The sequence below is a fragment of the Nitrosophilus kaiyonis genome (genome assembly GCF_027943725.1).
Taxonomy (GTDB): domain Bacteria; phylum Campylobacterota; class Campylobacteria; order Campylobacterales; family Nitratiruptoraceae; genus Nitrosophilus_A; species Nitrosophilus_A kaiyonis.
Map to the genome: position 1 here is coordinate 758,731 of NZ_AP025696.1, position 25,332 is coordinate 784,062.

Here is a 25,332-nt window from a genome sequence, read left to right on the forward strand (position 1 = left end):
ATCTGATTTAAGGAGAGTAGATGAGCGATATTTTAAAAATAGGAAAATATGAATTTACAAGCAGACTGATTGTTGGAAGCGGTAAATATCCAGATTTTAAAACAACATATGATGCAACTATTGCAAGTGGTGCTGAGATGATAACAGTAGCTGTTAGAAGAGTAAATATAACTGACCCAAATAAAGAGAATCTAATGGACTATTTTAAAGATAGCAATGTTCAGTTTTTGCCAAATAGTGCAGGGTGTACAACTGCAGAAGAGGCAATTACTCTTTTTAGACTTGTAAGAGAAGCAACAGGTATTGATATTATTAAACTTGAAATAATTGGAGATACTGAAAAGACTCTATATCCTGATGTAATTGAAACAGTAAAAGCCTGCGAAGTTTTAGCAAAAGAGGGATTTACTGTTATGGCTTATACAAATGATGACCCAATTGTTGCAAGAAGACTTGAAAATGCAGGAGCCGCTGCAGTTATGCCTCTTGCAGCTCCAATTGGTAGTGGTCTTGGAATTCAAAATAGATATAATGTTGTTTTTGTAAAAGAGGCAGTAAATGTTCCAGTTATTGTTGATGCTGGAGTTGGATGTGCAAGCGATGCAGCTATTGCTATGGAGCTTGGAGCTGATGGAGTTTTAACAAATACTGCAATTGCTCAAGCAAAAAATCCTATTTTGATGGCAGAAGCTATGAAAAATGCTGTGATAGCTGGAAGATTAAGCTATTTGGCTGGAAGAATTCCTAAAAAGCCTTATGCAACAGCATCAAGTCCAACAGAGGGAATGATACAGTTTTAAGGATAATGATTAATTATTAATATAGGTTTCAACAAAATCTTGCCATAATATTTCTTTATCTTAACAATAAGGAATATTATGGCATTAGAAAATTTAACTTCCCAAAACTTTAATGATAAAGTAGCATCACATGATATTATAATTCTTGATTTTTGGGCACCATGGTGTGGGCCGTGTAAAGAGTTTGGCCCAATTTTTGAAAAAGTCTCTCAAAACCATCCAGATATTCTTTTTGGGAAAATTAATACAGAAGAAGAGCGTGAACTTGCAGCTCATTTTAATATTAGTTCTATTCCTACTGTTGCTATTATAAGAGAAGGGATAGTGCTTTTTATGCAGCCTGGACTTTTACCAGAAGAGGCTCTAGAAGATCTTATCCGTCAAGTTAAAGAGCTTGATATGGAAAAAGTACGTGAAGATATAGCAAAACAAAACCAAACTCAACAATAAATAGGATTTAAGAGGCATTTGCCTCTTTGGCTTTTATAAATATAATATAAGAAAGACGAAATTTGAATATAATATTTTATGAGGTCATATATCGATATGGTGGTTCTCTAGCCATGTAGTATCGTATTGATGGACGGGCAAAAGAGGATGAGGAAGACCTCTCATTAATTACATATGATCTTTATTCTATTCTTAAATATAATCAATATTTTTCTAATTTTTATACCTATTTTGTATTCTTTAAAAGTTCTTCTAAATTTTTCATACACTTTTCCTTATTGCAATTATCAATAATTTCAAGATCTTATTTACGAAATAAAATCTTGATTTATATATCATTTTCATTTTCGTCGATAATCTATTTTAGCTTAACATCAGTTTTTCATACTTTACTTTATTGTCTTTCCTTTGGCAGTAGGTGATGAATATTTTTGATTGTAGCTTCAAAAGCTGCTTGATGCAGTGAAATTTAACTACTTGGAAGTAAAATAGTAAACGTATCTTAATATTGTCTCTTATTATCAAGTTTTATTTTTAATGAAAAATAAATGATTGGAAAAAAGTTTTTTATATAAGTTTTATTTTGGAAATGGTACTCTTTTATAAGATCAATATAAAGGTGTGCCATGCGTTTTGGTATAAATTTTTTGTATTCTGATAAAGTTCTCATTCCTACAAAATACAGAAAATTTTTTCTTGCTTTTATAAAAGAGGCTTTAAAGCATACAGAAGAGGGAAAGAGACTTTACGATTATTATTTTAATAAAAGAAAAAATCTCTCAAAACCATTTACATTTTCTATACATATCAATCCTAAACAGAAAATAACAAATAGATTCCTTACTAATAATATTAAATTTTATTTTTCTACAAATAATCTCATTTTAACGACACTTATTTATAATGGAATAAAAAAATTAGAAAAATATGATCCTTTTGATACAAATATAAAATTTACAATTGATATTTTTCCTATCTATCAAAAGAATATTAGATTAGATAAAGCAATATTTAAATCACTCTCTCCGATTTTAGTTAGAAATATAAAAAACAAAAAAGGAAAAGGATATCTAACTTTTGATCATGAAAATTTCATTCAAAATCTAAAATATAACCTAAACAATTTGTCAAAAAACTTTTTAGATAAAGAAATTATGATAAAAGATATAGATATACAGATTTTTGAAGCAAAACGTGTAATAGTTCCAACTTATGGAGGAGAAATAGGAAATAATCTTGTTTTTCAACTCAAAGCTCCTAATGAATTATTAAAACTTATTTATGATATAGGTATAGGAGCAAAAAGAAGCCAAGGATATGGTATGGTTGAGGTATTGCGATGATGCTAAAAGTCTATTTAGGTGACTGGCTTTATAATGCAGGTATTCTTGGGTTTTTAAATATAAATTCTAATTTATGGAAATTAGAAACTGTTGGAGATAGACAAAAGTTTGTTTCAAAAGATGAAAAATTACTTAAGTTTGGGAATAATTATATTGAATTTGATAGAAAAATTTTTTATGAATTTTCTAGAAGATTTTTTGATTATGCTTTTAACCAGTATGGAAGATATGAAAATTTAATAAAGCTTTTTAAAGAATATATTGATGATTTAGAATCATTAAAAAATGATTTAGATTATATAAATAAAAAATATTTTCATGGTAAAGAAGAGAGCGATAAAATTTTACAGAAACTTCCCATAGAAATTTTTGACAGATTTAAAAAAATACTTCAAGGATTTAAGCTATTAAAAGACAAACTGGGCAAAATTCCTTCTAAAAATGAAATCAAAAAAGATGTAAATCTTTTAATAAATCTTTTCCAAAATGCTATAGAAATTATGAAAAAAGATAAAGAAGAATTTTGGGAAAGTGATGTTCAAATTTATCTAAGAAATATTTACGGACAAAAAAGTTTTTTAAATAAATCTGTAAATAAAGATAGATTCAAAAAATTTTATGAAGACTTTGAATTACCAATATTAGAAAAGAAAATAGAAAAAGAAAAAATTTATCCATGCATTGCTTGCAGTGAAAGATTAGCCCGTAAAAAAACTATATTTGATACAGGAATATCCAAATTCTACGGACTTAATAAAGATTCTATAAATTTTGTATGGAATTTTAATCCAAAACTACCTTTATGCGAAATTTGTGAAATTATTTATTTTTCCTATTTCGCAGGTTTAAACCCTGTTCAAAAAGATGGCAAAAAAGTTTTTTATTTTGTTAATTCTGATAGCTCTATTGTTGATTTAGTAAGTAAAAATAATTTATTAAAAGAAGTTTTAAATCCAGATTTGACTCAGAACCTTCTTTTAGATTTCTTTACTCAGCTTATTTTAGAAGCATCTTATGAAAAAGCATTTTTTACTCTTCAAAATATAGCTGTCTTAGAACTAGATCTAAATAATGAAACAATGCCAAAGGTTTATTCTTTTAATCTATCGAGAGAAAAAGCAAAATTTTTAAAAGAATCACAAACTAAAGAAAATTTAAAAGAGTTTTCCAAAAATTATTACAAAATAAAAGATACAAAAATTTCAATACTTCCAGAAATCATTTCTTTAATCTTAGAAAATAAACTTTATTTTAATTACTTAAACAAACTTCTAAAAATGTTTATAGCTTATCAAAATGGCTCAAAAAATTATGAAACTAATATAAACCCATATAAAGTTCAAACTTTAAATCTACTTGTTTCAAAATTTATTAAAGATGTAGGAGGCAAAACAATGAATATGTCAGAAAATGAAATGTGGAAGGTTTATTATAAAGGTAAAGAACTTGCAAATATTTTAAGAGATAAGAAAGCGGAAAATAAAATACAGTCACTTTCTTATAAACTTTTAAATTCACTTAGAATAGGAAACAGTTCACAATTTATGGATATTTTACTTCGAACTTATATGGCTTATGGGGAAGGAATCCCTTCTTCTTTTATAAAGGCTTTGCAAAATAAGGAAGATTTTTATTCTATTGGTTATAGCTTTTTAAATGGATTTCTTGGAAACGAAAAAGAGGAGGTAAAAAAATAATGGCTAATTTACAACCAAAAGGATTAACAGTTTCAGTAATTTTTGATGCAATGAGTTTGAACTATGGAGAAGGAGTTGGAAATATTTCAGAACTTAAGAAAATTTCTCGTTCAGGTGAACTGTTATCTTATGAATCTAGACAGGCTATTAGATATGATATCTATAGGATGTTAAAGGAATTATTTTTTATAGATAATAAAAAAGAAGAACCTTTAACAGCAGATCAAGATGTTGTCCAGTTTAAACCTGAAGCTACTATAAAAGATTATATAGAGGCTGATTTATTTGGATATATGAAAACAGAAAAAGACAAAGGAGCTCTAACCCGTTCTGCAATTGTAAGAATAACTCCTGCTATATCTCTTGAGCCCATGTTTTTAGATGTAGAATTTGGAACCAATCTAAACTTTGCCCAAAGAGCAGGAACAGATCCAAATCCATTCCAATTTGAACATCATTTATCTTTATACTCTTATACAATTACAATTGAGTTAGACAGAGTAGGAGAAGATTTAAACGATAACATCTCACTTGAACCTTCTGAAAAAGCAAGAAGAGTCAATATGGTTCTAGATGTATTAAAAGTATTAAATAGAAACATTAAAGGTAGGATGGAAAATTTAAATCCTCTTTTTTCTATTGGTGGAGTTTATGATGTTAAAAATCCGTTTTTCTTAGGAAGATTGAAAATAAAATACAATCGTGAAACAAGAAAATTTCTCTTAGATACCCCAATTATTTCATCTGTTTTGGAAATAGACTTTAACGGAAAAAAGGCTAAAGATAATTCTTATATTGGAATTGTAGGTGGATACTGGGAAAATGAGAAGGAAATTAAAAATCTTTTACCTGAAGAGAAAATTCATAATGTTAATGATTTCTTCGAAGCTTTAAAAGAACAAGTAAATGAGTATTATGGGGTTTAAAAGTGAAGCTTCTTAAAATAAAAGCTTATCAAATTTTTGCAAATTATAGAAAACCTATGAGTTTTAATTTTTGGGACAGTTATCCTTTGCCGCCTTTATCTGCAGTTAGAGGATGGTTTCATACTGTAGTTGAAGCTAAAGAATATATACCTATGTCAATGAGTATCCAGGGAAAATTTTCGTCTGTTGTTCATGATTTGCAAACACTTATAAAATTTGATAGAAAAAGAAACAAAGAAGGGGAAATAGTTTTAAAAAGTTTCAAAAATAAAGTTTTTTCAAAATCTCCCACTTTTGTAACAAATATTTACGATATCCATTTGAATATATATATTAAAGCAGAAGAAGAATATCTAAAACTATTTAAAGAAAATCTTCTAAAAAACGAATATCCTTCCCTTGGAAGAAAAGAAGATTTAATAAGGATTGATTATATTGATTTTATAGAACCTATAAATAAAGACTTTTCAGAAGAAGAACATATAATAGATTATGGCATTTATTTAAATAAGGAAACAGCTGTTAATTTAGGAATTGCAGGTATAAATTATAGAATGAATTTTAAATATGATAAAAAGCTTTTGGATAAAACAGGACTTAGATATTTTGAAAAGAAAAATGTTGTATATATAGATAACGATTATATAGAAAATGGAGAGCTCCTTTTTGATGAAGAAGATAAAAGAGTTATTGACTTAATCGGATATTAAATATGGAAAAGGTATATGCAAAGCTTTACTATCAAAATGGTAAGCTTGTTCCTGAAACTTTAGAAAGGCATACAGAAAATCTTTTAAAAGAATTAGAAAGAATAAAAAGACTGTATGGTAAGGAATTAAAAGATATTGGAACTACTGATAACTTTTGGAATGCTTTGAAAATCGCTTGTTTATTTCACGATTTAGGTAAAGTTTCTTCTCATTTTCAAAAAAAGATAAAAAAATACTTAAATGAACCAGTAAAAATCCCATCAGATTTAGATAAAGAAATTCCACATAACTATCTTTCAGGAATATTCTTATATGTTCCTGAAATAAAAGGGACTATTATCAAGGGATATTTTAATTACATCCTTTTTTCTGTTTTGTTTCACCATCATCGAAAAATAGATTTTTCACAAGAATATTTCCTAAAAGTCATTGAAAAAGATATAAAAAATAAAATAGATACTTTAAAGTGGTTAAAAAAATATAGGTTTTTTATATCAGATATTCCCTCAGATAAAGTTGATATTCTATATAAAAAAATAGAAAGTTTTTACTTTAACTCTCCTAAGGTAAAAAATATCAAAAAAGATAAAATTTTTATTCTATTAAAAGGACTTCTTCACAGATTAGACCATTCAGCTTCTGCACATTTACCTATAGAGGAAAATAGAATTTCCAATGTAGAAGAAAAATTAATATCTTATCTTTCTAAAAAGGAAAATTTTAAAGGTCTAAAATCTTTCCAAAAAAAAGCAAAAGAACTGAGAAATAAGAATGTATTACTTACTGCTTCAACAGGCATAGGAAAAACAGAATTTGCTATTAATTGGATGGGAGAAGATAAAGCTTTCTATACTCTGCCTGTTCGAGTTTCTGTTAATGCTATGTATGAAAGATTTATCAATATTTTCAAAGAAGATAAACAATGTATAGGACTTTTACATAGTGATGCTTTATTTTATGGAATAAGAGAGAATGAAAAAATAGATGATTTACTTTCTATAAAAGAACACGTCATAAAAACACAAGCTACAAGACAGTTCTCTATGCCAATTACTATAACCACAGCAGACCAGATATTTACATCTGTTTTTAAGTATCCTGGGTATGAGAAAATTTATGCCACTTTGATATATTCAAAAATAGTATTAGATGAACCACAAAGCTATTCACCAGATACACTTGCAGTTATAATAAAGGGACTTCAAGAAATAACCTATTATGGAGGAAAATTTTGTTTTATGAGTGCAACAATTCATCCTTTTATCAATGAATATTTAAAAAATTATGCAGAAGAATTAGATCCTGTTTTTAGTGACGAGAAAAAGCATAAGATCAAATTAGAAGATAAAACCATTAATGAATTTTCAAATTATATGATTTCTCAATTTAATCAAGATAAAAAAGTTTTAGTTATTACAAATACAGTAAAGAAAGCACAGGAACTGTTTAAATTTTTGAAAGAAAATAAAAATCTAAATGTTAAACTTCTACACTCGCTTTTTATTCAAAGAGATAAAAAAGAAAAAGAAGAACAAATAAAAAATCCTTGTGAACCAGTTATTTGGATTTCAACTCAATTAGTAGAAGCTTCTTTGGATATAGATTATGACATTCTGTTTACAGAAATTTCCACTTTAGACTCTTTAATTCAAAGAATGGGAAGGATTTATAGAAAATCAGGAAGAATAATTGATAAAAATGACAACCCTAATATTATAATTGCTACACAAGAACCATCAGATAAAGGAAAAATTTATAGCAAAGAGATTGTAAAACTTACATTAGAAGCTTTAAAAAGATACAATTTAAAAATATTAACTGAAAGTATGAAACAAAAGCTTATGAAAGAAGTTTATAGCGAGGAAAAAATAAAAGAAACTAAATTTTATCTAGATTTTAAAAAATACATGAAACTTTTAGACGCAGGTTTTGAGGCTGATACCAAAGGAGAAGCTCAACAGCTTTTCAGAGAAATTTTAAATATAAATGTTATTCCAGAAAAAGTTTATCAAAAAAATATAGATGAGATAGAAAAAGCAATTGAAGTTGCTTTAGATAAATCAAAAAAATATTCTGAAAAAATACAAGCATTTTACACTTTGAATAAGTTTACAGTAAGTTTACCTCTTTATAAACTTAAAAATATTATTCCAACTCAAATAACTCCAGAAAAATTTAGAAAAAAATTTTTTACTATAAATTTTCCTTATGATGCTAATTTGGGCTTAATAATTGAAAATAAAAAAATTGAAAATATATTATGAAAAAATTATATATTACTGGAAATGAAATAGCTTATTATTTTATTTGTAAAAGAAAGTTATGGTTTTTTTCTAAAGATATAACAATGGAACAAAATAATCAATTAGTAGAATTAGGAAAAATTATTCATGAAATAACTTATAAAAATAAAAGAAAAGAGATAGAATTTGAAGGAATAAAAATCGATTTTTTTGAAAAGAAAAATGCTTTGATTCACGAAGTAAAAAAAGGTAAAACAATGGAAAAAGCTCATGTTTGGCAGATGAAATATTATCTTTATAGATTAAAACTTTTAGGTATAAATTGTAAAGGAATGATCGATTATCCATTATTAAGGCAAAGAGTTACTGTCATTTTGGAGAAAGGAGATATTGAAAAATTAGAAGATTTAATAAATAAAATTGAAAAAATTAAGAGCTTGAAAATCCCTCCTAAGGTTATAGATAAAATGTTTTGTAAAAAATGTAGTTATTATGAGTTGTGTTATGCGTGAATATTATATATTTAAATCTGGAAGAATAAAAAGAAAAGATAATACACTATTTTTAGAGTATTTTGAAAATGAAAAGGTATCAAAAGTTCCTATACCTATAAATGATATTGATTCCTTATATCTTTTTGGAGAAGTTGACTTTAATACAAAACTCTTAAATTATTTTACACAACATCAAATTATGATGCATATTTTTAACTATTATGGTTTTTATAGTGGAACATATTATCCTAGAGAATTTTTATTGTCTGGTGATTTATTAGTTAAACAAGTAAAATATTTTACTTCAAGGAAAAAGAGACTCTATATTGCTAAAGAATTTGTAAAAGGTGCTGTTTATGGGGCTATTGCAAATATTAAAAGATATAAAGAAAAAATTGATAATGAAATAGAAATTTTAAAATCATTATATAAAAGTATTGATGAACAACATGGAATTAGAGCTTTAATGGGAGTTGAAGGTAATGCGAAAGATATATATTATAGCTGTTTTGAAAAAATTATTAATCAAGATATTGATTTTAAAAAAAGAGTAAAAAATCCTCCAGACAATATGATAAATGCTCTACTTTCTTTTGTTAATAGCCTTATTTATACTTTTGTTTTAAAAGAGATATATAAACACAATTAAATCCAACAATAAGCTATCTTCATGAGCCAAGCACAAGAAGATTTTCTTTATCATTAGATATTGCAGAAATATTTAAACCTATTTTTGGAGATAGATTAATTTTTGAAATGTTAAATGATAGAAAATTGTCCAAAAGAGATTTTGATAAATCATTAAATTTTGCCTATTTAAAAGAAGAAGGAAGAAAAAAAGTCATAACTGCTTTTGAAGAAAGAATGAATAGGACAATTTTGCATAAAAAGCTTAGAAAAAGAATTAAATATAAAAGATTAATAAGATTAGAACTTTATAAGCTTATTAAACATTTGTTAGGAGAAAATGAATATAAACACTTTAAAATTTGGTGGTAATAATGTATATAATATTGGTTTATGATATTTGTACAATAGAAAAAGAAGGTCAAAAAAGACTTAATAAAGTAATGAAATTATGTAGACAATATCTTCATCATACTCAAAAAAGTGTTTTTGAGGGTGAATTAAGTGAAGCAAAATTTATAAAATTACAAAATAGTATTAAAAATATTATAGATTTTAATAACGATTATGTAATTTTTTATAGAATTGATAACAAAAATAATGTAAAAAAATACAATTTAGGAATATCTTTTGATCCTACAACAAATATATTTTAGCGGAATTTTCGGAAAGCTAAATATTGTTGATTCGAGAAAAAACTTTTATAAATAAAGACAAAAAATGCCTTAAAATCGGAATTATGTTATAATTTTTTTATGGATATTAGTATCCAATTATGGGATATAAAGTTTACTATTATTGTAGCTGCTTCAGATATAAAAAAATATTAGTATCCAATTATGGGATATAAAGTGTTCTGGATCTAATTTATTTTCCTTAAAATACTCATATTAGTATCCAATTATGGGATATAAAGTGAGTTGTGCTTTCGACTGTATGTTCACCTCTGTCATATTAGTATCCAATTATGGGATATAAAGATTATTACTAAAACTGAGCCTATGCCCATTAATGTATATATTAGTATCCAATTATGGGATATAAAGTATTATTTTCAAAATAGCTACATAGAAAAGATACATATATTAGTATCCAATTATGGGATATAAAGTCATCTGGTTTTATAGCTGGTGGCTCTTTATCTGGATATTAGTATCCAATTATGGGATATAAAGAATTCTCTTTGAGCAATCATTAATTTATCTAATATTATATTAGTATCCAATTATGGGATATAAAGTGATGAGATAAAAAATCTTGATAAAGTATATCTTGAAGATATTAGTATCCAATTATGGGATATAAAGAATAACCAATCATATCGGTTATATTGTCAATATATAATATTAGTATCCAATTATGGGATATAAAGGTATAGGCAGCACACTTTAGACGCTGAAAGTGTTCTATATTAGTATCCAATTATGGGATATAAAGAAAATTCGCCTTCTTGTGCTATTCTTTCGGTACAAGGATATTAGTATCCAATTATGGGATATAAAGCCATTTAATAGCGTTAAGAGAGCTGCTCATATCATATACAAATATTAGTATCCAATTATGGGATATAAAGATTAAAAGCTGAATTGTATTTTCTGTACTATATGAAATATTAGTATCCAATTATGGGATATAAAGTTTTTAGCTGAAGGATTGGAGATGATTATGCACAAAATATTAGTATCCAATTATGGGATATAAAGAGTTAATAGCTTGGATTTTCGATTGAGGTAATTATGAATATTAGTATCCAATTATGGGATATAAAGATGAGATAGATGGAAAACTTGTAAAACTTGGAACGATATTAGTATCCAATTATGGGATATAAAGTTAGAGTATGACAGTCCTGTGATGAATTTAGATGAAAAATATTAGTATCCAATTATGGGATATAAAGTGCCATACTAAATTTGAACTATCATCACAAGCAAATCATATTAGTATCCAATTATGGGATATAAAGTTTTGAAAGAGGCTATGCATCTTGGACCGCTTACAAAAATATTAGTATCCAATTATGGGATATAAAGAAAATAAAATCTATAAACTTCATAAAAATACAAGCATATTAGTATCCAATTATGGGATATAAAGATGAGATAGATGGAAAACTTGTAAAACTTGGAACGATATTAGTATCCAATTATGGGATATAAAGTCTCATCTTCATAGTTTTTATCATCAGGATGCATCAATATTAGTATCCAATTATGGGATATAAAGTAATTAAAGCATACGGGCTTAGTTGCAACCCAATATCATATTAGTATCCAATTATGGGATATAAAGTTTATTCTAAATTTTTTACTAAGCTAATTTTTTCTTCATATATTAGTATCCAATTATGGGATATAAAGTGTTTTTGCTACAAATGAATATCTTTTATTAAGTCTCAATATTAGTATCCAATTATGGGATATAAAGTAATAATGATACAATATATAACTCTTTTTACATATTAATATTAGTATCCAATTATGGGATATAAAGTTGTTAATTGAAAAGGGTTATACAATTGAATTTGAGATATTAGTATCCAATTATGGGATATAAAGGAAGATTTTACATCTTATAAGCTACCTCATCACTATATATTAGTATCCAATTATGGGATATAAAGGATAATAAAGCCCCCATCTATCACCTCTTTTATTTATATTAGTATCCAATTATGGGATATAAAATTATAATATAAAGATTTATTTTTTAATAATGTTATATTTTTATAATTCCCATGAGATTTAACATCATAAAAATTAGTGCAATTGGGGCTATATATCTTATTGAAAATCTCCAAATATGAAATATTGTATCTCCCATACTGTTTTCTAAAGCTGCTTTTACTCTATCTTTATGAAGCTCATAACCTACAAAGATTGCTATTAAAAGTCCTCCAAGAGGAAGTAAAATAGAATCTGTTGTATATTCTAATATATCAAATAGTGGTTTTCCACCAAGACTGAAAATTTTTCCCCAAGAATTTGTATAAGATAAAAGTGCGCCTATTCCAATAACCCAATATATTAAACTTGTTAAAAATACAGCTTTTGTTCTTGTTTGATTAAATCTATCGATTAGATATTGAACAACAGGTTCTACTAAACTTATAGCAGAAGTTATTCCTGCAAATGCTAAAGCTAAGAAAAACAGAAGTGCAAAAAATATGCCTAAAGTTCCGAAATTATTTAAAATTGTTGGTAGCGAAATAAAAACAAGACCAGGTCCTTGTCCAGGTTTTGCGCCAAACTGGAAAAGAAAACTAAATATAACAAGTCCAGCTACAAGGGCTATCAAAGTATCCATGAAAGTAACTATAAAAGCTGTTTTTGGAATACTTGCCTCTTTAGGAAGTGAAGCAGCATATGTTAAAATCGCTCCCATTCCAAGAGAGAGTGTAAAAAATGAGTGTCCAACTGCTCTAACTATAGCTTCAGAATTTAGTTTTTCCCATTTTGGTTCAAACATAAAAGCAAAAGCTTTTGAAAATCCATCCAAACTGAATGCATATATTAAAAGACCAAAAAGTATAATCATCAAAGATGGCATTAAAATAAGATTTATTTTTTCTATACCGCTTTTTATACCTTTATTAACAATCCATGCAACGATTATAACTGATATAGTATGACAGACTATTGCTATTATTTCGTTATCTCCAACTAAAGTGTTAAATATCTGTTTTGCTTCATCAGTTGTAGATGGTAATCCAAAAAGCAGTTTTACTAAATAATAGAAAATCCAGCCTATTACAACTGAATAAAATGTCATAATAATAATTCCATTAAATCCCATAAAACCTGCATATTTCCAATATTTTCTATTTGGTGGAGCAAGCTCTTCAAAACTTCCTACTGTATCTTTTCTTCCAAGAGCTCCAATTAGCATCTCTGCTACCATAACAGAAAATCCTATAAAAGCTATGGTTATAAGATATACTAAAACAAATGCTCCTCCTCCATATTCTCCAGTCATATATGGAAATTTCCATATATTTCCAAGCCCAACTGCACTACCTGCTGCAGCCATAATAAAACCTATTCGTGAAAAGCGTTGAATTTTCACTTGGTCTCCTTAGTTAATATATTGATTAAATTATATTTAAAAGAGTTTATAATCTTATAAAAAATAGCCTATTTTATAAAATGTAAAAAATTATGTAACAAAGTTTTATATAAATTATTGACAAATAAAACATTTTTAAATATAATTTCAATCCAAATTGAGTTCGGGGTGTAGCGCAGTCTGGTTAGCGCACCTGGTTTGGGACCAGGGGGTCGGGGGTTCGAATCCCTCCACCCCGACCATTTTCCACTAAAAATATGGTGGGTGTAGCTCAGTTGGTTAGAGCACCAGATTGTGGCTCTGGGGGTCGCCGGTTCGAATCCGGTCATCCACCCCATTAGTTTGAGAGCCTTTGAAAAGTAAATAAAAGAATTGATATAATTTTAACCTATGGGTCTTTTGCTAGGGCGTGGCTGAAGACCTAATCAGTGCGCCCGTAGCTCAATTGGATAGAGCAACGGACTTCGGATCCGTAGGTTAGAGGTTCGACTCCTCTCGGGCGTGCCAAAGAGAGAGTATGCGCTCGTAGCTCAGCTGGATAGAGCAACGGCCTTCTAAGCCGTAGGTCCCAGGTTCGAATCCTGGCGGGCGTACCACTTTATTTTTCTTCTGTTTTACAAAATGCGGGAGTGGCGGAATTGGCAGACGCGCCAGACTTAGGATCTGGTACCGCAAGGTGTGGAGGTTCAAGTCCTCTCTCCCGCACCATGTAAACCTTCGGAAGCCCCATAAAATCGAACTTTAAGAAAACTCAAAAGCCGTTTGTACCGCAAAATATACCGCAAAAAATAATCAACATAAATATACTTTTATAGACGAAAATGCTATAATGATTTTGATAGATTTTATTAATTTATTAAAGTATTTAGAAGTTTATTATAATATATTGAAGTTAATTAAAACTTTTAAGTTTTAGCCAAAAAATATATAATTTTTCTAATTTTCTTAAGTGTATAAAGTAAAAAATAGGCTCTTTAAGGTTACAAAACTTAAACTACATTATTTTAGCTCCTATAAGATAAAAAACAGCGGTTTTTAGTATTGAAAACTCTGATTTTCAATACAATTAATTTTTTAAAACTTAAACTATTTACACTTTGATTATTGAGCTTTAAATAAATGCTCTATAAGCCTAGCAGCTTTTTTATTTATAGGGAGATGGGGCAGTATTGCAGCTTTTTTATGATAAAAGCTATTTATAAGCAGTTTGGCTGGATTGAAGTTATTATGATATTGCCCCCACTCCCCCTGGATTTAATAACTCCTTTAAGATGAGGTTGTTATTGGATCTTCTGAACCTCAAAATTTATTTAGTTTTTAGGGCGCCAACATGGTTGACACTTATATTTTTGTATGGATTTACACTCATGCTAAGTATTGATTAAGCGAAGATTGTATCAATAAATCAAATTACATCTTGAAAGATTTGTATACCTAATAAAAGGTAAAAGTGATAATTTATATATGGAGACTGGGGCAGTGTTAAAATTTTTTACTTTTAACATCTTCACCGAGCGGGCAGTCAACTTTTCAAAAAATCCATTTTTGAGGGGGTAGGGTATCATAGATTTTATAGTAATGAGTTATTTTTGTATGTTTATATAAAAGCTATCTTTTTATGCGTTATTGAGTTAGCTACTTTACTTTTTTAATGGATTTCTTTTTCAAAAGCAAAAGAGTGCTTTTTAGCAATAGCGTTTAAATATATGCAAGTTTCCAAAATCGAAGTGGTTATAAATTAAGATTATATTAAGAAAAACTGCAAAAAAAAAGAAAAAATATGAGAAAAAAAATAAAAGTACTTTTTTGAAAAAAGCCCTGTTTTTTTGCCCTTTTCAAGATAACTTTCCCATAAATATGGAGTTTTAGCAGGGCTTTTTTTTTCTGATTAGCAGGGCTTTTTTTTTGAAAAATGCCCTTTTTATGCCCTAAAATATCTTAAAATACTATTATCTTAAGTAAATATTATAAATTTAATATAATTATGAATAAATTCCTATAAAGTTAAAAAGGGCAAAACTATATAAAAATAAGGGCAAAATTTATTTTAAAAAAGCCCTTTGTAAATATCGGTAAAATAGGGATTTTAAAAATATAAAGGGCAAAATTAAAAAATAAAAAGCCCTGTTATATATACCATAAAATAGGGCTTTTAAATCAAAAAGGGCAAAAATTAGCCCATTTTTGTAATAAATGAAAAATTTATGAAATTATATAGAAGCGTTGCCCATTACTTTTTATAGGAGTTTGATTAAAAATTTGAGGATAGCGCAGCTTGAGTTCTTTCATAATTTGCTGGGTGCTTTTATTCTCATCAAATACTGTATTAAAATATAGTTTGATATTTTCTTTGCGTATTCTATTTTTTTCAAAATCTGCTTTCAATTCAAGATAAAGAATAGGTTTATCATCTTCTATTTTTTCAAAAAATTTAAGATTTTTTTGTATAAGTGATGTTACAAATAGTGTGTATTTATCATTAGTGGCTTCTATAAGTGCTTGTTTCTCTGGTGTTATAATAGCTGTATTTGCTTTGATTGGATCTACTGGATAGTAATATAAATATTTTGCAAAATCTGCCAATTCTTGCTCTATTTGATATTTAAAATTATCAAATGTTCCAAAACCTAAAAAACCTTTTTGCATTATTTTAATTTTTGAAGGAAAAACATTAAAGCGCCTATCTCCTATTTCAATTTCAAGTGGTATATGTTCGTTAGAAGTGATAAGTGTTGCTCCTTTAATCAGTATAGATTTATTAAGCGAGACAAATTTTTCATCAAGGGTAATAGATTGATTTGTAATAAGTGGCTTAATGAAGTTTTTTATCTTTTTGTTTTCCTTGAATGTTCCTTGTGATATTTCATCAAGGTTATAAAAAAGTTTATTTTTGAAAAATGGGGCAATATATGTATTTCTTAAAATACTATTGTTTATTTGGATTGTTTGTTCTTCTCCAAAAAGTGGGCGTATAATGTAGTCAAAAAAAATTCCTTTGCCTGTTCCTTGCTCTCCTATTAATACTATAGCAGTATTTGGTTTTTCCATCGTTTGCCAAAAATAGGCTAACCAATTTATGAAGTGTTCAAAATATTTCTCATTATCACTAACAAGATGTTTTATAAGTCTTAAAATAGTTAGAGGTTCTTTTGTAGGCTCTTGAGTCATTTTCATAAATTCTGTAGGTTTAAATACATTGCGATACCATATTCCATTTTTTTTAAAAAATTCTTGATTAATTTGCGGGTCAAATACCTCCTCACTTATCAATAATAAATCTAACTCGGATATATCAGGTTCACTTGCTCTCATTAGTCGCAAGCGTTTATTAATGATATTACTTAATACCTTTTCGGCTTTGCTTGGCTCTTTTTTAACTGGTTTGATGTGTGGAGAAGTTCGGAAATAAATATCTCCATCATTGCTAAGCCATAATGCTCCGCCTTTTTCATCTATAAGATTTATATATTCATTAGAGTTTAATTTTTTCCAATTGTTTGCCTTGAAAAGCTGGTAATTTGGGCGTTTTTTCGGTATAATATTATTAGTTACCTCGCATGTCTCACTTACTGGCTCAAGGGTTTTTTCTTGAGCCTCTAACTCTTTCAATGTATCTTTAATAATATTTGCCATTATTTACCCCCTATAACTAATTTAATCTCATTTGATAGATAGTTTAAAATTCTCTCTTTTACCTTTAAAGAATTAGCCATAGATTTATCACTTCTAACTTTCTTTGCTACATCATTGCAAAAGTCCCTAAAATCATAACCTTTTGGCAACTCTTTATCTAAAATATTTTCAAAATCTATTGGATACACTTTGCAGCTTTTAAAATGCTCTTTTAAATGATTTATTGTTTTCTTGCAACTCTCATCATTATCAAGCAAAGCAAATATGTATCTATCTTTAATATCTGGTGTATATGGATTATTAGCAAGATTTAAAGCTATGCTATCGCTTTGAAGTATCATATAGTTTAGCTCTAATAACTCCAGCAATAAAAATTCTCCTATTCCATAACCTACAAATATGCTTGGATCATCTTCATCAAAAATCCTATAAGGGATAAACCTTTTGCTTCCGTATGTTTTCCACTTAATAGGATTTCCTTCTTTATCTGTTGCTTCTCTTATACAGATTGTCTTAACCTCATCATCTTTAAATAGTGAGATAGTCAAGCTTTTATATTTGCTGCTATATCCCAAATATCTATCCTTAACTTCTTTTCCTTTTGCTAATCTCCAAATATCTCTATCTATTAGCTCATACATTAAAGTTGTTGTATTTATAAATCCATCTGGCAACTCAATAGATGTTATTGCTGTCTCTTCTTGTTTTTTCAATACTTTTTTAAAGTTGATATGCCACTCATTCAAATTAAAGCTTTGCTTTTCCTCTTTATTGGTATAATTTTGTCTTGGTAATGTGTTGTGCAGTGGTTGGGATAGGTTGATAGGCTGAGGTAAATTATTCATATCTTATCCCTAAACACTCAGCTACCCAAAGGGTAGCTTCTTTTAATGGTGTGTTATGGTGTTCGTGAATAAAAGCTACAATATCGCCTCCCCATCCGCTGCCAAAATCTTTAATATAGCCATCTCTTCTAATAGAAGTTGATGGCGTTCTCTCATCTCTTATTTTAAATTTGTAATCTCTGTTAATCTCATATCCTAAAGCTTCTAACATTGCTCTAACTTTTTCCCTATCTAAACTTTGCTTTATCTGGTTTCTAATATCTTTTAGGTTCATTTTTGCTCTCTATTTTTTTAAGTTTGTTATACAACTCTTCTATTCTCTCAGCACTCATCCATAGATCCGCTTGCATTAATGATAATGCATCAATCAACATATCATCATCTAAAGATTGAATTACATACCATAGTTGAGAAGCAACTTTTCTAACTGTTGCTATATCTGCCTCATAATCTTGGATGGATATTTTTTGTTCGTTGCTTTTATTTATATTTTGTTCTGTTTGTTTTCTAATATCTTTTAGTGTCATTTTTGCCCCCTTTTGATGTTGTTAAGAATTTTTGTTATCTCTTCTTTGTCTAAGGTTTTGATAGTTCCAACTTTTGCATTTTTTAGTATCTCTTCTAAGCTGGAGTCATCACACTCTTTATTGGACAAGACATCCACAAATTCCAAAAACTCATCTACTCCTAATAAAAGATAAACACTCTTTGCCTTGCTCTCTCTGGCTCTTAAAGCCTCTCTTAATAGTTGGGATAGTGTCATTTGGTCTCCTTTTTGGTGTAGTGAAAATTATTTATAAACTCTAAATTGTTGAGTTTATTGAGAAAATAATACAATAATATTTTAGAATATGTCAACAATAAAACAAAGAAATATTTAGTTTTTATGTTATAATTTTCAATAATTCTGAGTTCAAAGGTTTTGCTATGGATTTTCAATCTTTTAAAAAAACTCTTAAAAAATGCAATCTCACCATAAAAGAGTTTGCTAAAATATGTGGCCTTAATCCTAATTCTATTTCTACATCTTGGAAGTCTAAAAATGAAGTTCCTCAATGGGTGGATAGCTGGCTTCAAAACTACATCAAAGCTAAAACTCTTGATAATGTTAAAGATGTTGTATGTGATGATGAAGATAAAGCTTCTAATACTTCTACTGATAAAAGCTCTCCAGCAAATAAAAATGATAAATAATTCATTTCTATTTAGCCCTCTATTGTTTTCTTTAACATCATCTAATATAAATATACTTCCCATTCAAAACCTCGCTTAAAATCAAAATATGAGCTTTATTAAAAACTTGTTATAATGTAACTATTTATTAAAAATGGCTTCTATGTTCATTGGCTCTTTTGTCTCTTGCCATTTTCTAAGCTCTTGTTTAAAGTTGTTTTTCCTGCTAAAGATAAAAGCTCTTAAAAGTTCGCTAATCGTTAAGCCTGTCACTTTTTTAACCTCATCATTGCTTACATTCAATCTATTTTTAAAAATCTCTTTGCCTAATATATTATTAATATTGTCTGCCTTGTAAAAATCCATCAAAATCCTTTCAAATTTAGTTATATTTGAATTTTTTAATTTCAATTGAGTTATTTATCCTTTTAAAGAAAAAAGCTCTTAAAATCAAAGTATGAAATTTTTATCTCTTTTGCTCTTCTATCCAGTTCATAACATCATTAAAACTCCAGCGCGAAGCTCTAACTCCTATTTTTATAGGTTTAGGAAACTTGCCATCTCGGATGTATTTATAGATAGTTGGTTTTTTCATACCAATAAGAGATGAAACCTCTTTGATTGTGATTAGCTTGTCCTGTGTAGTAGATGGTAGTATCATAATTGCTCCTTATGGATTTTTTTGTTTATTGGAGTAATTATGAAATAAATATAGAGCAAAATAAAAATATTAAAATGTCAATTTTATGGTGTTTTTTATCTGTAGTTTAAAAGGCATTAATGTTTTACCTTGATAGTGGCAACAAATAGTTACCAAAAATTTGGTAGTGTAATTATTTTTGTATAAGTGGAGTAGTAAAGAGTGCGTCTTGTATATTATAAGCCTTGAATATTACATTATTAAAATCTTTATTTATATTAATGACACTATCTAAAGTAATAGTTAAAAAAGCATCTATATCTTTTTTTAATGGTGCTGGCTGTAAATCTAAAAGATTTTCTTTTAAAAATTTTTTTGTAATTGGGCTATATTTAGTATGAACAAAATTTTCTGGGTTTTCTATCATAAAATCTAAAAAGTCTTTAATTTCAAATAAATGGTAAAGCTTATTTTTTGAAAACATATCAAAATCAAACAATGATAAAAATTCTTTAAAATCTTTTGCTTTGTTTCTAATCCATTCTATTTGTTCTTTTTTTGATTTATTAATATAAGAAATTTTTTTTGCTTTTTTTCTTATATTAATATTTCTAAACTCTTCTAAGATATATAAAGAGCTATGGTTCAAAAAACGATAAAGGGTATTTTGATTTTTTCTATTTATCTCTTTTCCAATAAAAAAGCTTTTAACCTCATTAAGATAATAATTTGCACTTTCTTCATCGCTGCTAACATATATAATAAAATTTCTATAATATGTTCTATCAAAAAAATCATCTAAAATTTTATGAGTGAAAATTTTATTCATTGTTTCATATATTGCTTTTTCTTTTTCATTTTTGTTTTTATTCATTTCTTACCTCGCTTGTTAATTTTGTTGCTATTAAATAAAATTTACATCTAAAATCTTCTCTATCTCGTTATATGCTTCTTTGCTTGATTTATAAGTGTTGTTTGAATATAGAGGTTTTCACATATAAAAATAAAATCACTATATTTTATAACCATCAATAAACCTCATCATGACTTCCAATATCAAGCAAAATTATCTCCTTATCGGTGATAATTAAATCTATAATAATTCTATAGCTCATAGATATTGATATTGAATAGTATCTGCTTAATTTGCCTTGTAATTTGTGCAGTCTAAGGCTGGGATGGTAGGGATTATCCTCTAATAAGTGGAGAGTTTTATTAATTCTATCCTTCATAGAGGGATTTTTCTTTATAATTTTTGCAGCCTTTTTAACAAATGTATCATCATAGATTAGCTTATAGCTCATTCTCTATTCTTTTCATTAATTCATCTGCATTGCTTACATGTACTTTTCCAGCTCTTTTTTTCTCCATTAGATCTTGGTATGCAGCATCAAGCTCAGCTGCTCTAATCTGTTCATATCTTTCAAAATCTAAAACAATATACTTTGGCTTTCCTCTAAAGGTAATAACCGCTTCATCTTTAGCTTGTAATTCACTCTCAATAGCTTTTATTCCTTTTACCTTTAAATCGTTTGCAGTAATCATTATCTATCCTTTTAATCGTATTGTTTATAATATTATATCAAAGTATATAATAGTATTTAACCTTTTAAATATTCTTCCCACCATTTTAAAAGTTTTCTTCTTTCCTCTAAAAAATCGCTTCTTAAATAGCTTTGTGTAACTTTATTTCCTATGTTATGGTGCAGTTGTGCCTCTATTGCTTCAAAGCTAAATTTATGCTCTTTTTGCCTTTCTAATGCAATAGTTTCAAAGCTGCTTCTAAAGCCATGTAAGTCCTGCTGAGGTTCGTTTAAATCTATTTTTAGGGTTTTTCTTAAAGTATTACTTGAAATTGGCTTGTAAATACTGATAGGGCTGCAAAAAACAATATCGCTATAATTATTTAATTTCGCAGCTTCTTTTAGTACCTTTTTTATTTCATCAGTTATAGGAATACGAAAAGGCTCTTTTTTCGTTTTCATTGCTTCAGCTGGATATATTATTACCTTCTTATCAAAATCAATATAGCTCCATTTTAAATTGGATACATTCCCAAATCTAACCGCAGTTAGTGCCAAATATTGAAGAGGCAAAGATATATAAGGATTTTTCAAAGAGATTATCTTTTTATAAATCGTTTTTATCCTGTCATCGGTTATAGCTTTTAATTTAATTGGCTTGTGCTTTGGTATTACTTTATCAATATCTATCTTGCTGGCTGGATTGCTTTGTATAAAATCGTTATGGATAGCAAAATCAAAAAGATTGTTAATAATCCTAAAAACTTCTCTTGCTTTATAGGTTTTATCATTGCTTCTATAATCATTTGGAAGTTTTGTTTTATATGTATTTTTGACTATTTTTAAAATATCCTCTTTATTAATTTCATCTATTGGTAAATTTCCTATAAAAGGGATGATGTAGTTATTAAATGTACCAATATAATTTTTCTTTAATCTTGCTTCACTTACCTCTTTTGCTTTATGCTCAATGAATTTATCTATTACATATTTGCAGCTCTTTTTATTGGCTTGCAATTGCTGTTTTATTCTTTGCTCTTTTTTATGTCTGTTTGGATCTATTCCTTGTCTTATCATCTCTTTTAGTTCATATTTTATTTTTCTTGCTTGTGATAGAGTTATTTGGGGATATTCTCCAATAGTGTAGGTATTTCTTTTTCCTAAGTAACTATAATCTAATCTAAAAATTTTTTTGCCATTACTTTTTATAAGGATATAGAGGTTTTCACCATCAATTAATTTATAATTTTTTTCTTTTGGCTTTGCATTCTTAATCTGCAAATCATTAAGAGCATTTATCTTTTTTGGCATTAGTTACCTCGCTTATTTTTTATCGCGTACCGAAATTTTGTACCGCATAATGTACCGCATAAAAATTTTACTTATAATAAACTTAAATAAACCACAATAGTTTAAAAGTACCATAAAATAGGAATTATAAAGGGGTAAAATATCCTTAAGGAAACTTAGATAAACCTTAATTCGGTGCGTCTCTCCCGCACCACTGAAATTTTAAATTTATCCTCTCTTTATTAGTTATAAGCTTGTAAAATATTTTAATCTTCAAAAAATATAGCAATAGCATAAAAATAATTTCTTTTAGTTTATATATCTTTAATTTAATGTGTATTAATTATTTCTTTCAAAACCGCAATATTTTTCAATCAATAAAGTTTTTATATAATAAAAAGCTTATAAAAATTTTTCATAAATATCATCAATTTATATTATGGTAGAATATTTTTAAAGGAAAATATATGAAACTTTCTGCAATAAAATTTTATATTCCCTTTGACAATTATAGTTATAAAGATGATTTTCAATCATTATGGGGCTTTTCATGCTTTATAAATATTTTGAAAAAAAATATACTTTTTGATACAGGAAGCAATGGTAGAGTTTTATTAAAAAACATTAAAAAATTAGGACTCAATTTAAAAGATGTATCATTGCTGTTTTTATCTCATCCTCATTGGGACCATATTGGTGGATTGGATACAGTTTTGGAAGAAAATAGTGATTTAACAATAGTGCTTCCGGAGTCGTTTTCTAAAAAATTGATAGATGATTTAAAATCAATGGCTAAAGAGGTAATAGTTGTTGGAAGTCACCCTTTACAGATAGAAAATGGAATATATTCAACTGGCTCAATGGGAGAAATTGGTGAAGAGTCTATGATAATTGATACTATTGATGGAGGTGTTTTGGTAGTTGGATGTTCTCATCCTGGTATTGTTAATATTGTAAAAAGAGCAATAAATATTATCAATAAAGAGATTGTTTATGTAATAGGTGGCTTTCATTTATATAATGAGAGTTTGGCTCATATTGAAAAAATAGCTGAAGAGCTAAAAAGTTTAGGAGTTAAGTATATTACTCCAACACACTGCAGTGGTGAAACAGCTATAAAAATATTTGAGAAAAAGTTTGGAAAAAATTTTATTTTAGGTGGAGCAGGAAGATATATAGAGTTAGGGCACCTTTAAAATATGATAGAGTTTTTTAGATATTTTTTTAAATTTTTATACTTTTTGAAAAAAAGTTTTTTATTTATGATTTTTTCATCTTCTAATCTAATTGTAATATCTTCAATAATTTTATTTTCATTTTGAAAAGCTGTATTGGCTATTTCATTTAGAAGTTTTATTCCTGTTTCGATATCTTGAAGAGAGCCCAATATATCTTGTATATTTTTTGTCTTTTTTATAAGATTTTCAATCTCTTTTATATTGTAAAAATGGCTAAAAGCTTCTAAAAGGTATCTAAATTTTTTAAATTCAATTCTTAGTTTATGAAATTCATCTGCTGGACTATTTTGATTTAATTTTTTTGTAATATCAAATATTTTAGAAATCTTTTTTTCTATAATATTATAAGATGAAATTATTATTGGGACATTACTATTTTGATTATAAAAAGACTCTTTTTGCATGTTAGAATAGATCTCTTTTAATTTTTCAAATTCATCACTTTTTAATAGATTTTTAATTTTATTGGTTTCTTCTAATAGTAGATTTTCTAAATATTTTTTTAAATCTTTTGGAATTGATATTTTATATTTAAAAAAGTTTTCTTTTAAAACATCAATATCTCTTTTTTTATTGCTTTTTTGCATAAAATTTTTGAAAAAACTTGAAAAGTTTTTATTTTCTTCTTCATTTAAATATTTTTTATACTCTTTTAGAAATACTCTTGTTTTTCTTAAATTAACTCTTATCTTATGAATATGTTCTGGATCATTATCTTCTAAAAATTTTTTTTGATAATAGATAATATTCCTATTAAATGAATGAAACAGAGTTTTTAAAGAGTCTTTTGTTGAACAAAGAGGATCAATTAATTCCACTTCTAATATATTATTACAATTTTTTGATGGAATTTTTTTATTTTTTGCTAATGAAAAATTTGAAAATTCTCTATTTTCTGTAACATCTTCAATTAGAAAATCTTTAAATCTTTTATCAATTCTAAATTTATTTGCACTTTTTTTATTTTTAAATTCAACCTCTAAAAAAAAGAGTCCCTTTAAATCTTTTTTAAAAATATCTAATTCGTAAGTAAAATTTTTTATTTTAAAAATATATCTAATTTTTTTTAGTTCTCCTATTTTTTTATAATTTTTTAGATATTGCAAAAACTCTTTTTTGTTTATATTTTTTTCATACTCTTTTCTAATAAGTCCAGATCCCTTTTTTGTTGTTAAAATATACTTTTTCCCATATTTTCTGATTCTAATAGGGGGATTTTTTGCAAGATAAATTTGCTTTATTTTGATTTTTTTATAAGGAATTTTATATTTTTTTAGAAAGTTTTTAATATTGAAAGGTTTTAGGAGAAATTTTTTTTCAATTTCTAAAGACATAAAGACCTCGGGCTTTTATGAATTCTAAGGCTAAATAATTATAACATAAAAGCCCGATATCTATTAAAGTTTTGCTTCGTATCTTCTTAGCATCCAAAGTCTTCTTAAAGCTTTTTTTCTTGCTTTAATTTTTTCTTCTTTTCTTATCTCTGTAGGAGGTTTATAAAATCTTCTTGCTCTTGCCTCAGTAACTATTAGGTTTCTATCAACCTGTTTTTTAAATCTTCTATATGCTTCTTCAAAACTCTCATTAGGATTTACTACAATGCCTGGCATTTTAGTCTCCTTGTGAAAATTTGGA

At 27.2% G+C, this 25,332-nt stretch carries 25 protein-coding genes, 5 tRNA genes, 1 pseudogene and 1 CRISPR repeat array; of the genes and pseudogenes, 17 read left to right on the forward strand and 14 right to left on the reverse strand.

The features are described 5' to 3' along the window. The first annotated feature begins 20 nt into the window (after positions 1-20). From QML81_RS03885 to cas2, 10 genes and pseudogenes are all read left to right on the forward strand, one after another. The gene (locus tag QML81_RS03885) at positions 21-800 is read left to right on the forward strand and encodes a thiazole synthase (RefSeq protein ID WP_281951879.1); all 780 of its coding nucleotides are present in this window, start codon (positions 21-23) and stop codon (positions 798-800) included. Between the two features lie 78 nt (positions 801-878). Further along, the gene (gene trxA / locus QML81_RS03890) at positions 879-1,250 is read left to right on the forward strand and encodes a thioredoxin (protein ID WP_281951880.1); all 372 of its coding nucleotides are present in this window, start codon (positions 879-881) and stop codon (positions 1,248-1,250) included. 626 nt (positions 1,251-1,876) lie between these two features. Further along, a complete protein-coding gene (gene cas6 / locus QML81_RS03895; protein ID WP_281951881.1) occupies positions 1,877-2,593 on the forward strand; it encodes a CRISPR-associated endoribonuclease Cas6 in 717 nt (238 codons plus the stop codon). Further along, positions 2,590-4,290, forward strand: a complete 1,701-nt coding sequence (cas8a1, locus tag QML81_RS03900; protein ID WP_281951882.1) for a type I-B CRISPR-associated protein Cas8b1/Cst1 — start codon at positions 2,590-2,592, stop codon at positions 4,288-4,290. Before cas6 ends, cas8a1 begins: the two co-directional genes overlap by 4 nt. Then, a complete protein-coding gene (cas7i, locus tag QML81_RS03905; RefSeq protein ID WP_281951883.1) occupies positions 4,290-5,216 on the forward strand; it encodes a type I-B CRISPR-associated protein Cas7/Cst2/DevR in 927 nt (308 codons plus the stop codon). Before cas8a1 ends, cas7i begins: the two co-directional genes overlap by 1 nt. A gap of 2 nt (positions 5,217-5,218) precedes the next feature. Beyond that, positions 5,219-5,926: a type I-B CRISPR-associated protein Cas5b gene (cas5b, locus tag QML81_RS03910; protein ID WP_281951884.1), complete on the forward strand. Its 708-nt coding sequence runs from the start codon at positions 5,219-5,221 to the stop codon at positions 5,924-5,926. A gap of 2 nt (positions 5,927-5,928) precedes the next feature. Beyond that, positions 5,929-8,190, forward strand: a complete 2,262-nt coding sequence (gene cas3, locus QML81_RS03915; protein WP_281951885.1) for a CRISPR-associated helicase Cas3' — start codon at positions 5,929-5,931, stop codon at positions 8,188-8,190. Then, positions 8,187-8,681, forward strand: a complete 495-nt coding sequence (gene cas4, locus QML81_RS03920) for a CRISPR-associated protein Cas4 (RefSeq protein WP_281951886.1) — start codon at positions 8,187-8,189, stop codon at positions 8,679-8,681. Before cas3 ends, cas4 begins: the two co-directional genes overlap by 4 nt. Further along, positions 8,674-9,662, forward strand: a pseudogene (gene cas1b, locus QML81_RS03925) (type I-B CRISPR-associated endonuclease Cas1b). Before cas4 ends, cas1b begins: the two are co-directional and overlap by 8 nt. A 2-nt stretch (positions 9,663-9,664) precedes the next feature. After that, complete coding sequence (cas2, locus tag QML81_RS03930; protein ID WP_281951887.1) at positions 9,665-9,946, forward strand: CRISPR-associated endonuclease Cas2; 282 nt, start codon at positions 9,665-9,667, stop codon at positions 9,944-9,946. A 103-nt stretch (positions 9,947-10,049) separates the two neighbouring features. Then, a CRISPR array of direct repeats spans positions 10,050-11,977; the repeat unit is 29 nt; unit sequence ATATTAGTATCCAATTATGGGATATAAAG. Positions 11,978-12,008: 31 nt separating this feature from the next. Here the strand turns inward: cas2 and QML81_RS03935 are convergent. Then, positions 12,009-13,355 (reverse strand): sodium-dependent transporter, encoded by a 1,347-nt coding sequence (locus tag QML81_RS03935; RefSeq protein WP_281951888.1) that lies wholly within the window; start codon positions 13,353-13,355, stop codon positions 12,009-12,011. Positions 13,356-13,519: 164 nt separating this feature from the next. Between QML81_RS03935 and QML81_RS03940 the strand changes: the two genes are divergently transcribed. The 5 genes from QML81_RS03940 to QML81_RS03960 all read left to right on the forward strand — a co-directional run bounded on the left by QML81_RS03940 (position 13,520) and on the right by QML81_RS03960 (position 14,063). Further along, positions 13,520-13,597, forward strand: a tRNA-Pro gene (locus tag QML81_RS03940). An 18-nt stretch (positions 13,598-13,615) separates the two neighbouring features. Next, positions 13,616-13,692: transfer RNA gene (locus tag QML81_RS03945), tRNA-His, on the forward strand. Positions 13,693-13,785: 93 nt separating this feature from the next. After that, a tRNA-Arg gene (locus tag QML81_RS03950) sits at positions 13,786-13,862 on the forward strand. Between the two features lie 12 nt (positions 13,863-13,874). Continuing rightward, positions 13,875-13,951: transfer RNA gene (locus QML81_RS03955), tRNA-Arg, on the forward strand. Positions 13,952-13,978: 27 nt separating this feature from the next. After that, positions 13,979-14,063, forward strand: a tRNA-Leu gene (locus QML81_RS03960). Between the two features lie 1,494 nt (positions 14,064-15,557). Here the strand turns inward: QML81_RS03960 and QML81_RS03965 are convergent. From QML81_RS03965 to QML81_RS03985, 5 genes are read right to left on the reverse strand one after another with little or no spacing between them, the layout of a single operon-like run. After that, positions 15,558-16,988 carry a primase-helicase family protein gene (locus tag QML81_RS03965; RefSeq protein WP_281951889.1) on the reverse strand — a complete coding sequence of 477 codons (1,431 nt, stop codon included), beginning with the start codon at positions 16,986-16,988 and terminating at the stop codon, positions 15,558-15,560. After that, positions 16,988-17,833: a hypothetical protein gene (locus QML81_RS03970; RefSeq protein WP_281951890.1), complete on the reverse strand. Its 846-nt coding sequence runs from the start codon at positions 17,831-17,833 to the stop codon at positions 16,988-16,990. Before QML81_RS03970 ends, QML81_RS03965 begins: the two co-directional genes overlap by 1 nt. Next, positions 17,826-18,107 (reverse strand): hypothetical protein, encoded by a 282-nt coding sequence (locus tag QML81_RS03975; protein ID WP_281951891.1) that lies wholly within the window; start codon positions 18,105-18,107, stop codon positions 17,826-17,828. The genes QML81_RS03970 and QML81_RS03975 overlap by 8 nt, the downstream gene beginning before the upstream one ends. Continuing rightward, complete coding sequence (locus QML81_RS03980) at positions 18,088-18,360, reverse strand: hypothetical protein (protein WP_281951892.1); 273 nt, start codon at positions 18,358-18,360, stop codon at positions 18,088-18,090. Before QML81_RS03980 ends, QML81_RS03975 begins: the two co-directional genes overlap by 20 nt. Next, complete coding sequence (locus QML81_RS03985; protein ID WP_281951893.1) at positions 18,357-18,596, reverse strand: hypothetical protein; 240 nt, start codon at positions 18,594-18,596, stop codon at positions 18,357-18,359. The genes QML81_RS03980 and QML81_RS03985 overlap by 4 nt, the downstream gene beginning before the upstream one ends. 164 nt (positions 18,597-18,760) lie before the next feature. On the opposite strand from QML81_RS03985, the gene QML81_RS03990 reads away from it, so the two are divergent. Next, positions 18,761-19,027, forward strand: a complete 267-nt coding sequence (locus QML81_RS03990) for a hypothetical protein (protein ID WP_281951894.1) — start codon at positions 18,761-18,763, stop codon at positions 19,025-19,027. A 120-nt stretch (positions 19,028-19,147) separates the two neighbouring features. On the opposite strand, the gene QML81_RS03995 is transcribed toward QML81_RS03990, so the two are convergent. The 6 genes from QML81_RS03995 to QML81_RS04020 form a co-directional block, all read right to left on the reverse strand. Further along, positions 19,148-19,372 carry a hypothetical protein gene (locus QML81_RS03995; protein ID WP_281951895.1) on the reverse strand — a complete coding sequence of 75 codons (225 nt, stop codon included), beginning with the start codon at positions 19,370-19,372 and terminating at the stop codon, positions 19,148-19,150. A 100-nt stretch (positions 19,373-19,472) separates the two neighbouring features. Beyond that, positions 19,473-19,667 (reverse strand): helix-turn-helix transcriptional regulator, encoded by a 195-nt coding sequence (locus QML81_RS04000; protein WP_281951896.1) that lies wholly within the window; start codon positions 19,665-19,667, stop codon positions 19,473-19,475. 172 nt (positions 19,668-19,839) lie between these two features. Next, complete coding sequence (locus QML81_RS04005) at positions 19,840-20,520, reverse strand: hypothetical protein (RefSeq protein ID WP_281951897.1); 681 nt, start codon at positions 20,518-20,520, stop codon at positions 19,840-19,842. Positions 20,521-20,674: 154 nt separating this feature from the next. After that, positions 20,675-20,950 carry a type II toxin-antitoxin system RelE/ParE family toxin gene (locus tag QML81_RS04010; RefSeq protein ID WP_281951898.1) on the reverse strand — a complete coding sequence of 92 codons (276 nt, stop codon included), beginning with the start codon at positions 20,948-20,950 and terminating at the stop codon, positions 20,675-20,677. After that, complete coding sequence (locus QML81_RS04015) at positions 20,940-21,191, reverse strand: hypothetical protein (protein ID WP_281951899.1); 252 nt, start codon at positions 21,189-21,191, stop codon at positions 20,940-20,942. The genes QML81_RS04010 and QML81_RS04015 overlap by 11 nt, the downstream gene beginning before the upstream one ends. Positions 21,192-21,247: 56 nt before the next feature. Then, positions 21,248-22,480, reverse strand: a complete 1,233-nt coding sequence (locus QML81_RS04020; protein ID WP_281951900.1) for a tyrosine-type recombinase/integrase — start codon at positions 22,478-22,480, stop codon at positions 21,248-21,250. A gap of 446 nt (positions 22,481-22,926) precedes the next feature. Between QML81_RS04020 and QML81_RS04025 the strand changes: the two genes are divergently transcribed. After that, complete coding sequence (locus tag QML81_RS04025; RefSeq protein WP_281951901.1) at positions 22,927-23,655, forward strand: MBL fold metallo-hydrolase; 729 nt, start codon at positions 22,927-22,929, stop codon at positions 23,653-23,655. Here QML81_RS04025 and QML81_RS04030 read toward each other — a convergent pair. After that, entirely contained in the window at positions 23,652-25,031 is a 1,380-nt protein-coding gene (locus QML81_RS04030; protein WP_281951902.1) for a CYTH and CHAD domain-containing protein, read from the reverse strand. The genes QML81_RS04025 and QML81_RS04030 overlap by 4 nt on opposite strands. A 63-nt stretch (positions 25,032-25,094) precedes the next feature. Further along, complete coding sequence (gene rpsU, locus QML81_RS04035; protein WP_281951903.1) at positions 25,095-25,307, reverse strand: 30S ribosomal protein S21; 213 nt, start codon at positions 25,305-25,307, stop codon at positions 25,095-25,097. Positions 25,308-25,332: the final 25 nt, after the last annotated feature.

Excerpts from the sequence above, each read along its gene's own strand:
- QML81_RS03885 (WP_281951879.1), top strand. The coding sequence starts at position 21 with ATGAGCGATATTTTAAAAATAGGAAAATATGAATTTACAAGCAGACTG.
- trxA (WP_281951880.1), top strand. The coding sequence starts at position 879 with ATGGCATTAGAAAATTTAACTTCCCAAAACTTTAATGATAAAGTAGCA.
- cas6 (WP_281951881.1), top strand. The coding sequence starts at position 1,877 with ATGCGTTTTGGTATAAATTTTTTGTATTCTGATAAAGTTCTCATTCCT.
- cas8a1 (WP_281951882.1), top strand. The coding sequence starts at position 2,590 with ATGATGCTAAAAGTCTATTTAGGTGACTGGCTTTATAATGCAGGTATT.
- cas7i (WP_281951883.1), top strand. The coding sequence starts at position 4,290 with ATGGCTAATTTACAACCAAAAGGATTAACAGTTTCAGTAATTTTTGAT.
- cas3 (WP_281951885.1), top strand. The coding sequence starts at position 5,929 with ATGGAAAAGGTATATGCAAAGCTTTACTATCAAAATGGTAAGCTTGTT.
- cas4 (WP_281951886.1), top strand. The coding sequence starts at position 8,187 with ATGAAAAAATTATATATTACTGGAAATGAAATAGCTTATTATTTTATT.
- cas2 (WP_281951887.1), top strand. The coding sequence starts at position 9,665 with ATGTATATAATATTGGTTTATGATATTTGTACAATAGAAAAAGAAGGT.
- QML81_RS03965 (WP_281951889.1), bottom strand. The coding sequence starts at position 16,988 with ATGGCAAATATTATTAAAGATACATTGAAAGAGTTAGAGGCTCAAGAA.
- QML81_RS03970 (WP_281951890.1), bottom strand. The coding sequence starts at position 17,833 with ATGAATAATTTACCTCAGCCTATCAACCTATCCCAACCACTGCACAAC.
- QML81_RS03975 (WP_281951891.1), bottom strand. The coding sequence starts at position 18,107 with ATGAACCTAAAAGATATTAGAAACCAGATAAAGCAAAGTTTAGATAGG.
- QML81_RS03980 (WP_281951892.1), bottom strand. The coding sequence starts at position 18,360 with ATGACACTAAAAGATATTAGAAAACAAACAGAACAAAATATAAATAAA.
- QML81_RS03985 (WP_281951893.1), bottom strand. The coding sequence starts at position 18,596 with ATGACACTATCCCAACTATTAAGAGAGGCTTTAAGAGCCAGAGAGAGC.
- QML81_RS03990 (WP_281951894.1), top strand. The coding sequence starts at position 18,761 with ATGGATTTTCAATCTTTTAAAAAAACTCTTAAAAAATGCAATCTCACC.
- QML81_RS03995 (WP_281951895.1), bottom strand. The coding sequence starts at position 19,372 with ATGGATTTTTACAAGGCAGACAATATTAATAATATATTAGGCAAAGAG.
- QML81_RS04000 (WP_281951896.1), bottom strand. The coding sequence starts at position 19,667 with ATGATACTACCATCTACTACACAGGACAAGCTAATCACAATCAAAGAG.
- QML81_RS04005 (WP_281951897.1), bottom strand. The coding sequence starts at position 20,520 with ATGAATAAAAACAAAAATGAAAAAGAAAAAGCAATATATGAAACAATG.
- QML81_RS04010 (WP_281951898.1), bottom strand. The coding sequence starts at position 20,950 with ATGAGCTATAAGCTAATCTATGATGATACATTTGTTAAAAAGGCTGCA.
- QML81_RS04015 (WP_281951899.1), bottom strand. The coding sequence starts at position 21,191 with ATGATTACTGCAAACGATTTAAAGGTAAAAGGAATAAAAGCTATTGAG.
- QML81_RS04020 (WP_281951900.1), bottom strand. The coding sequence starts at position 22,480 with ATGCCAAAAAAGATAAATGCTCTTAATGATTTGCAGATTAAGAATGCA.
- QML81_RS04025 (WP_281951901.1), top strand. The coding sequence starts at position 22,927 with ATGAAACTTTCTGCAATAAAATTTTATATTCCCTTTGACAATTATAGT.
- QML81_RS04030 (WP_281951902.1), bottom strand. The coding sequence starts at position 25,031 with ATGTCTTTAGAAATTGAAAAAAAATTTCTCCTAAAACCTTTCAATATT.
- rpsU (WP_281951903.1), bottom strand. The coding sequence starts at position 25,307 with ATGCCAGGCATTGTAGTAAATCCTAATGAGAGTTTTGAAGAAGCATAT.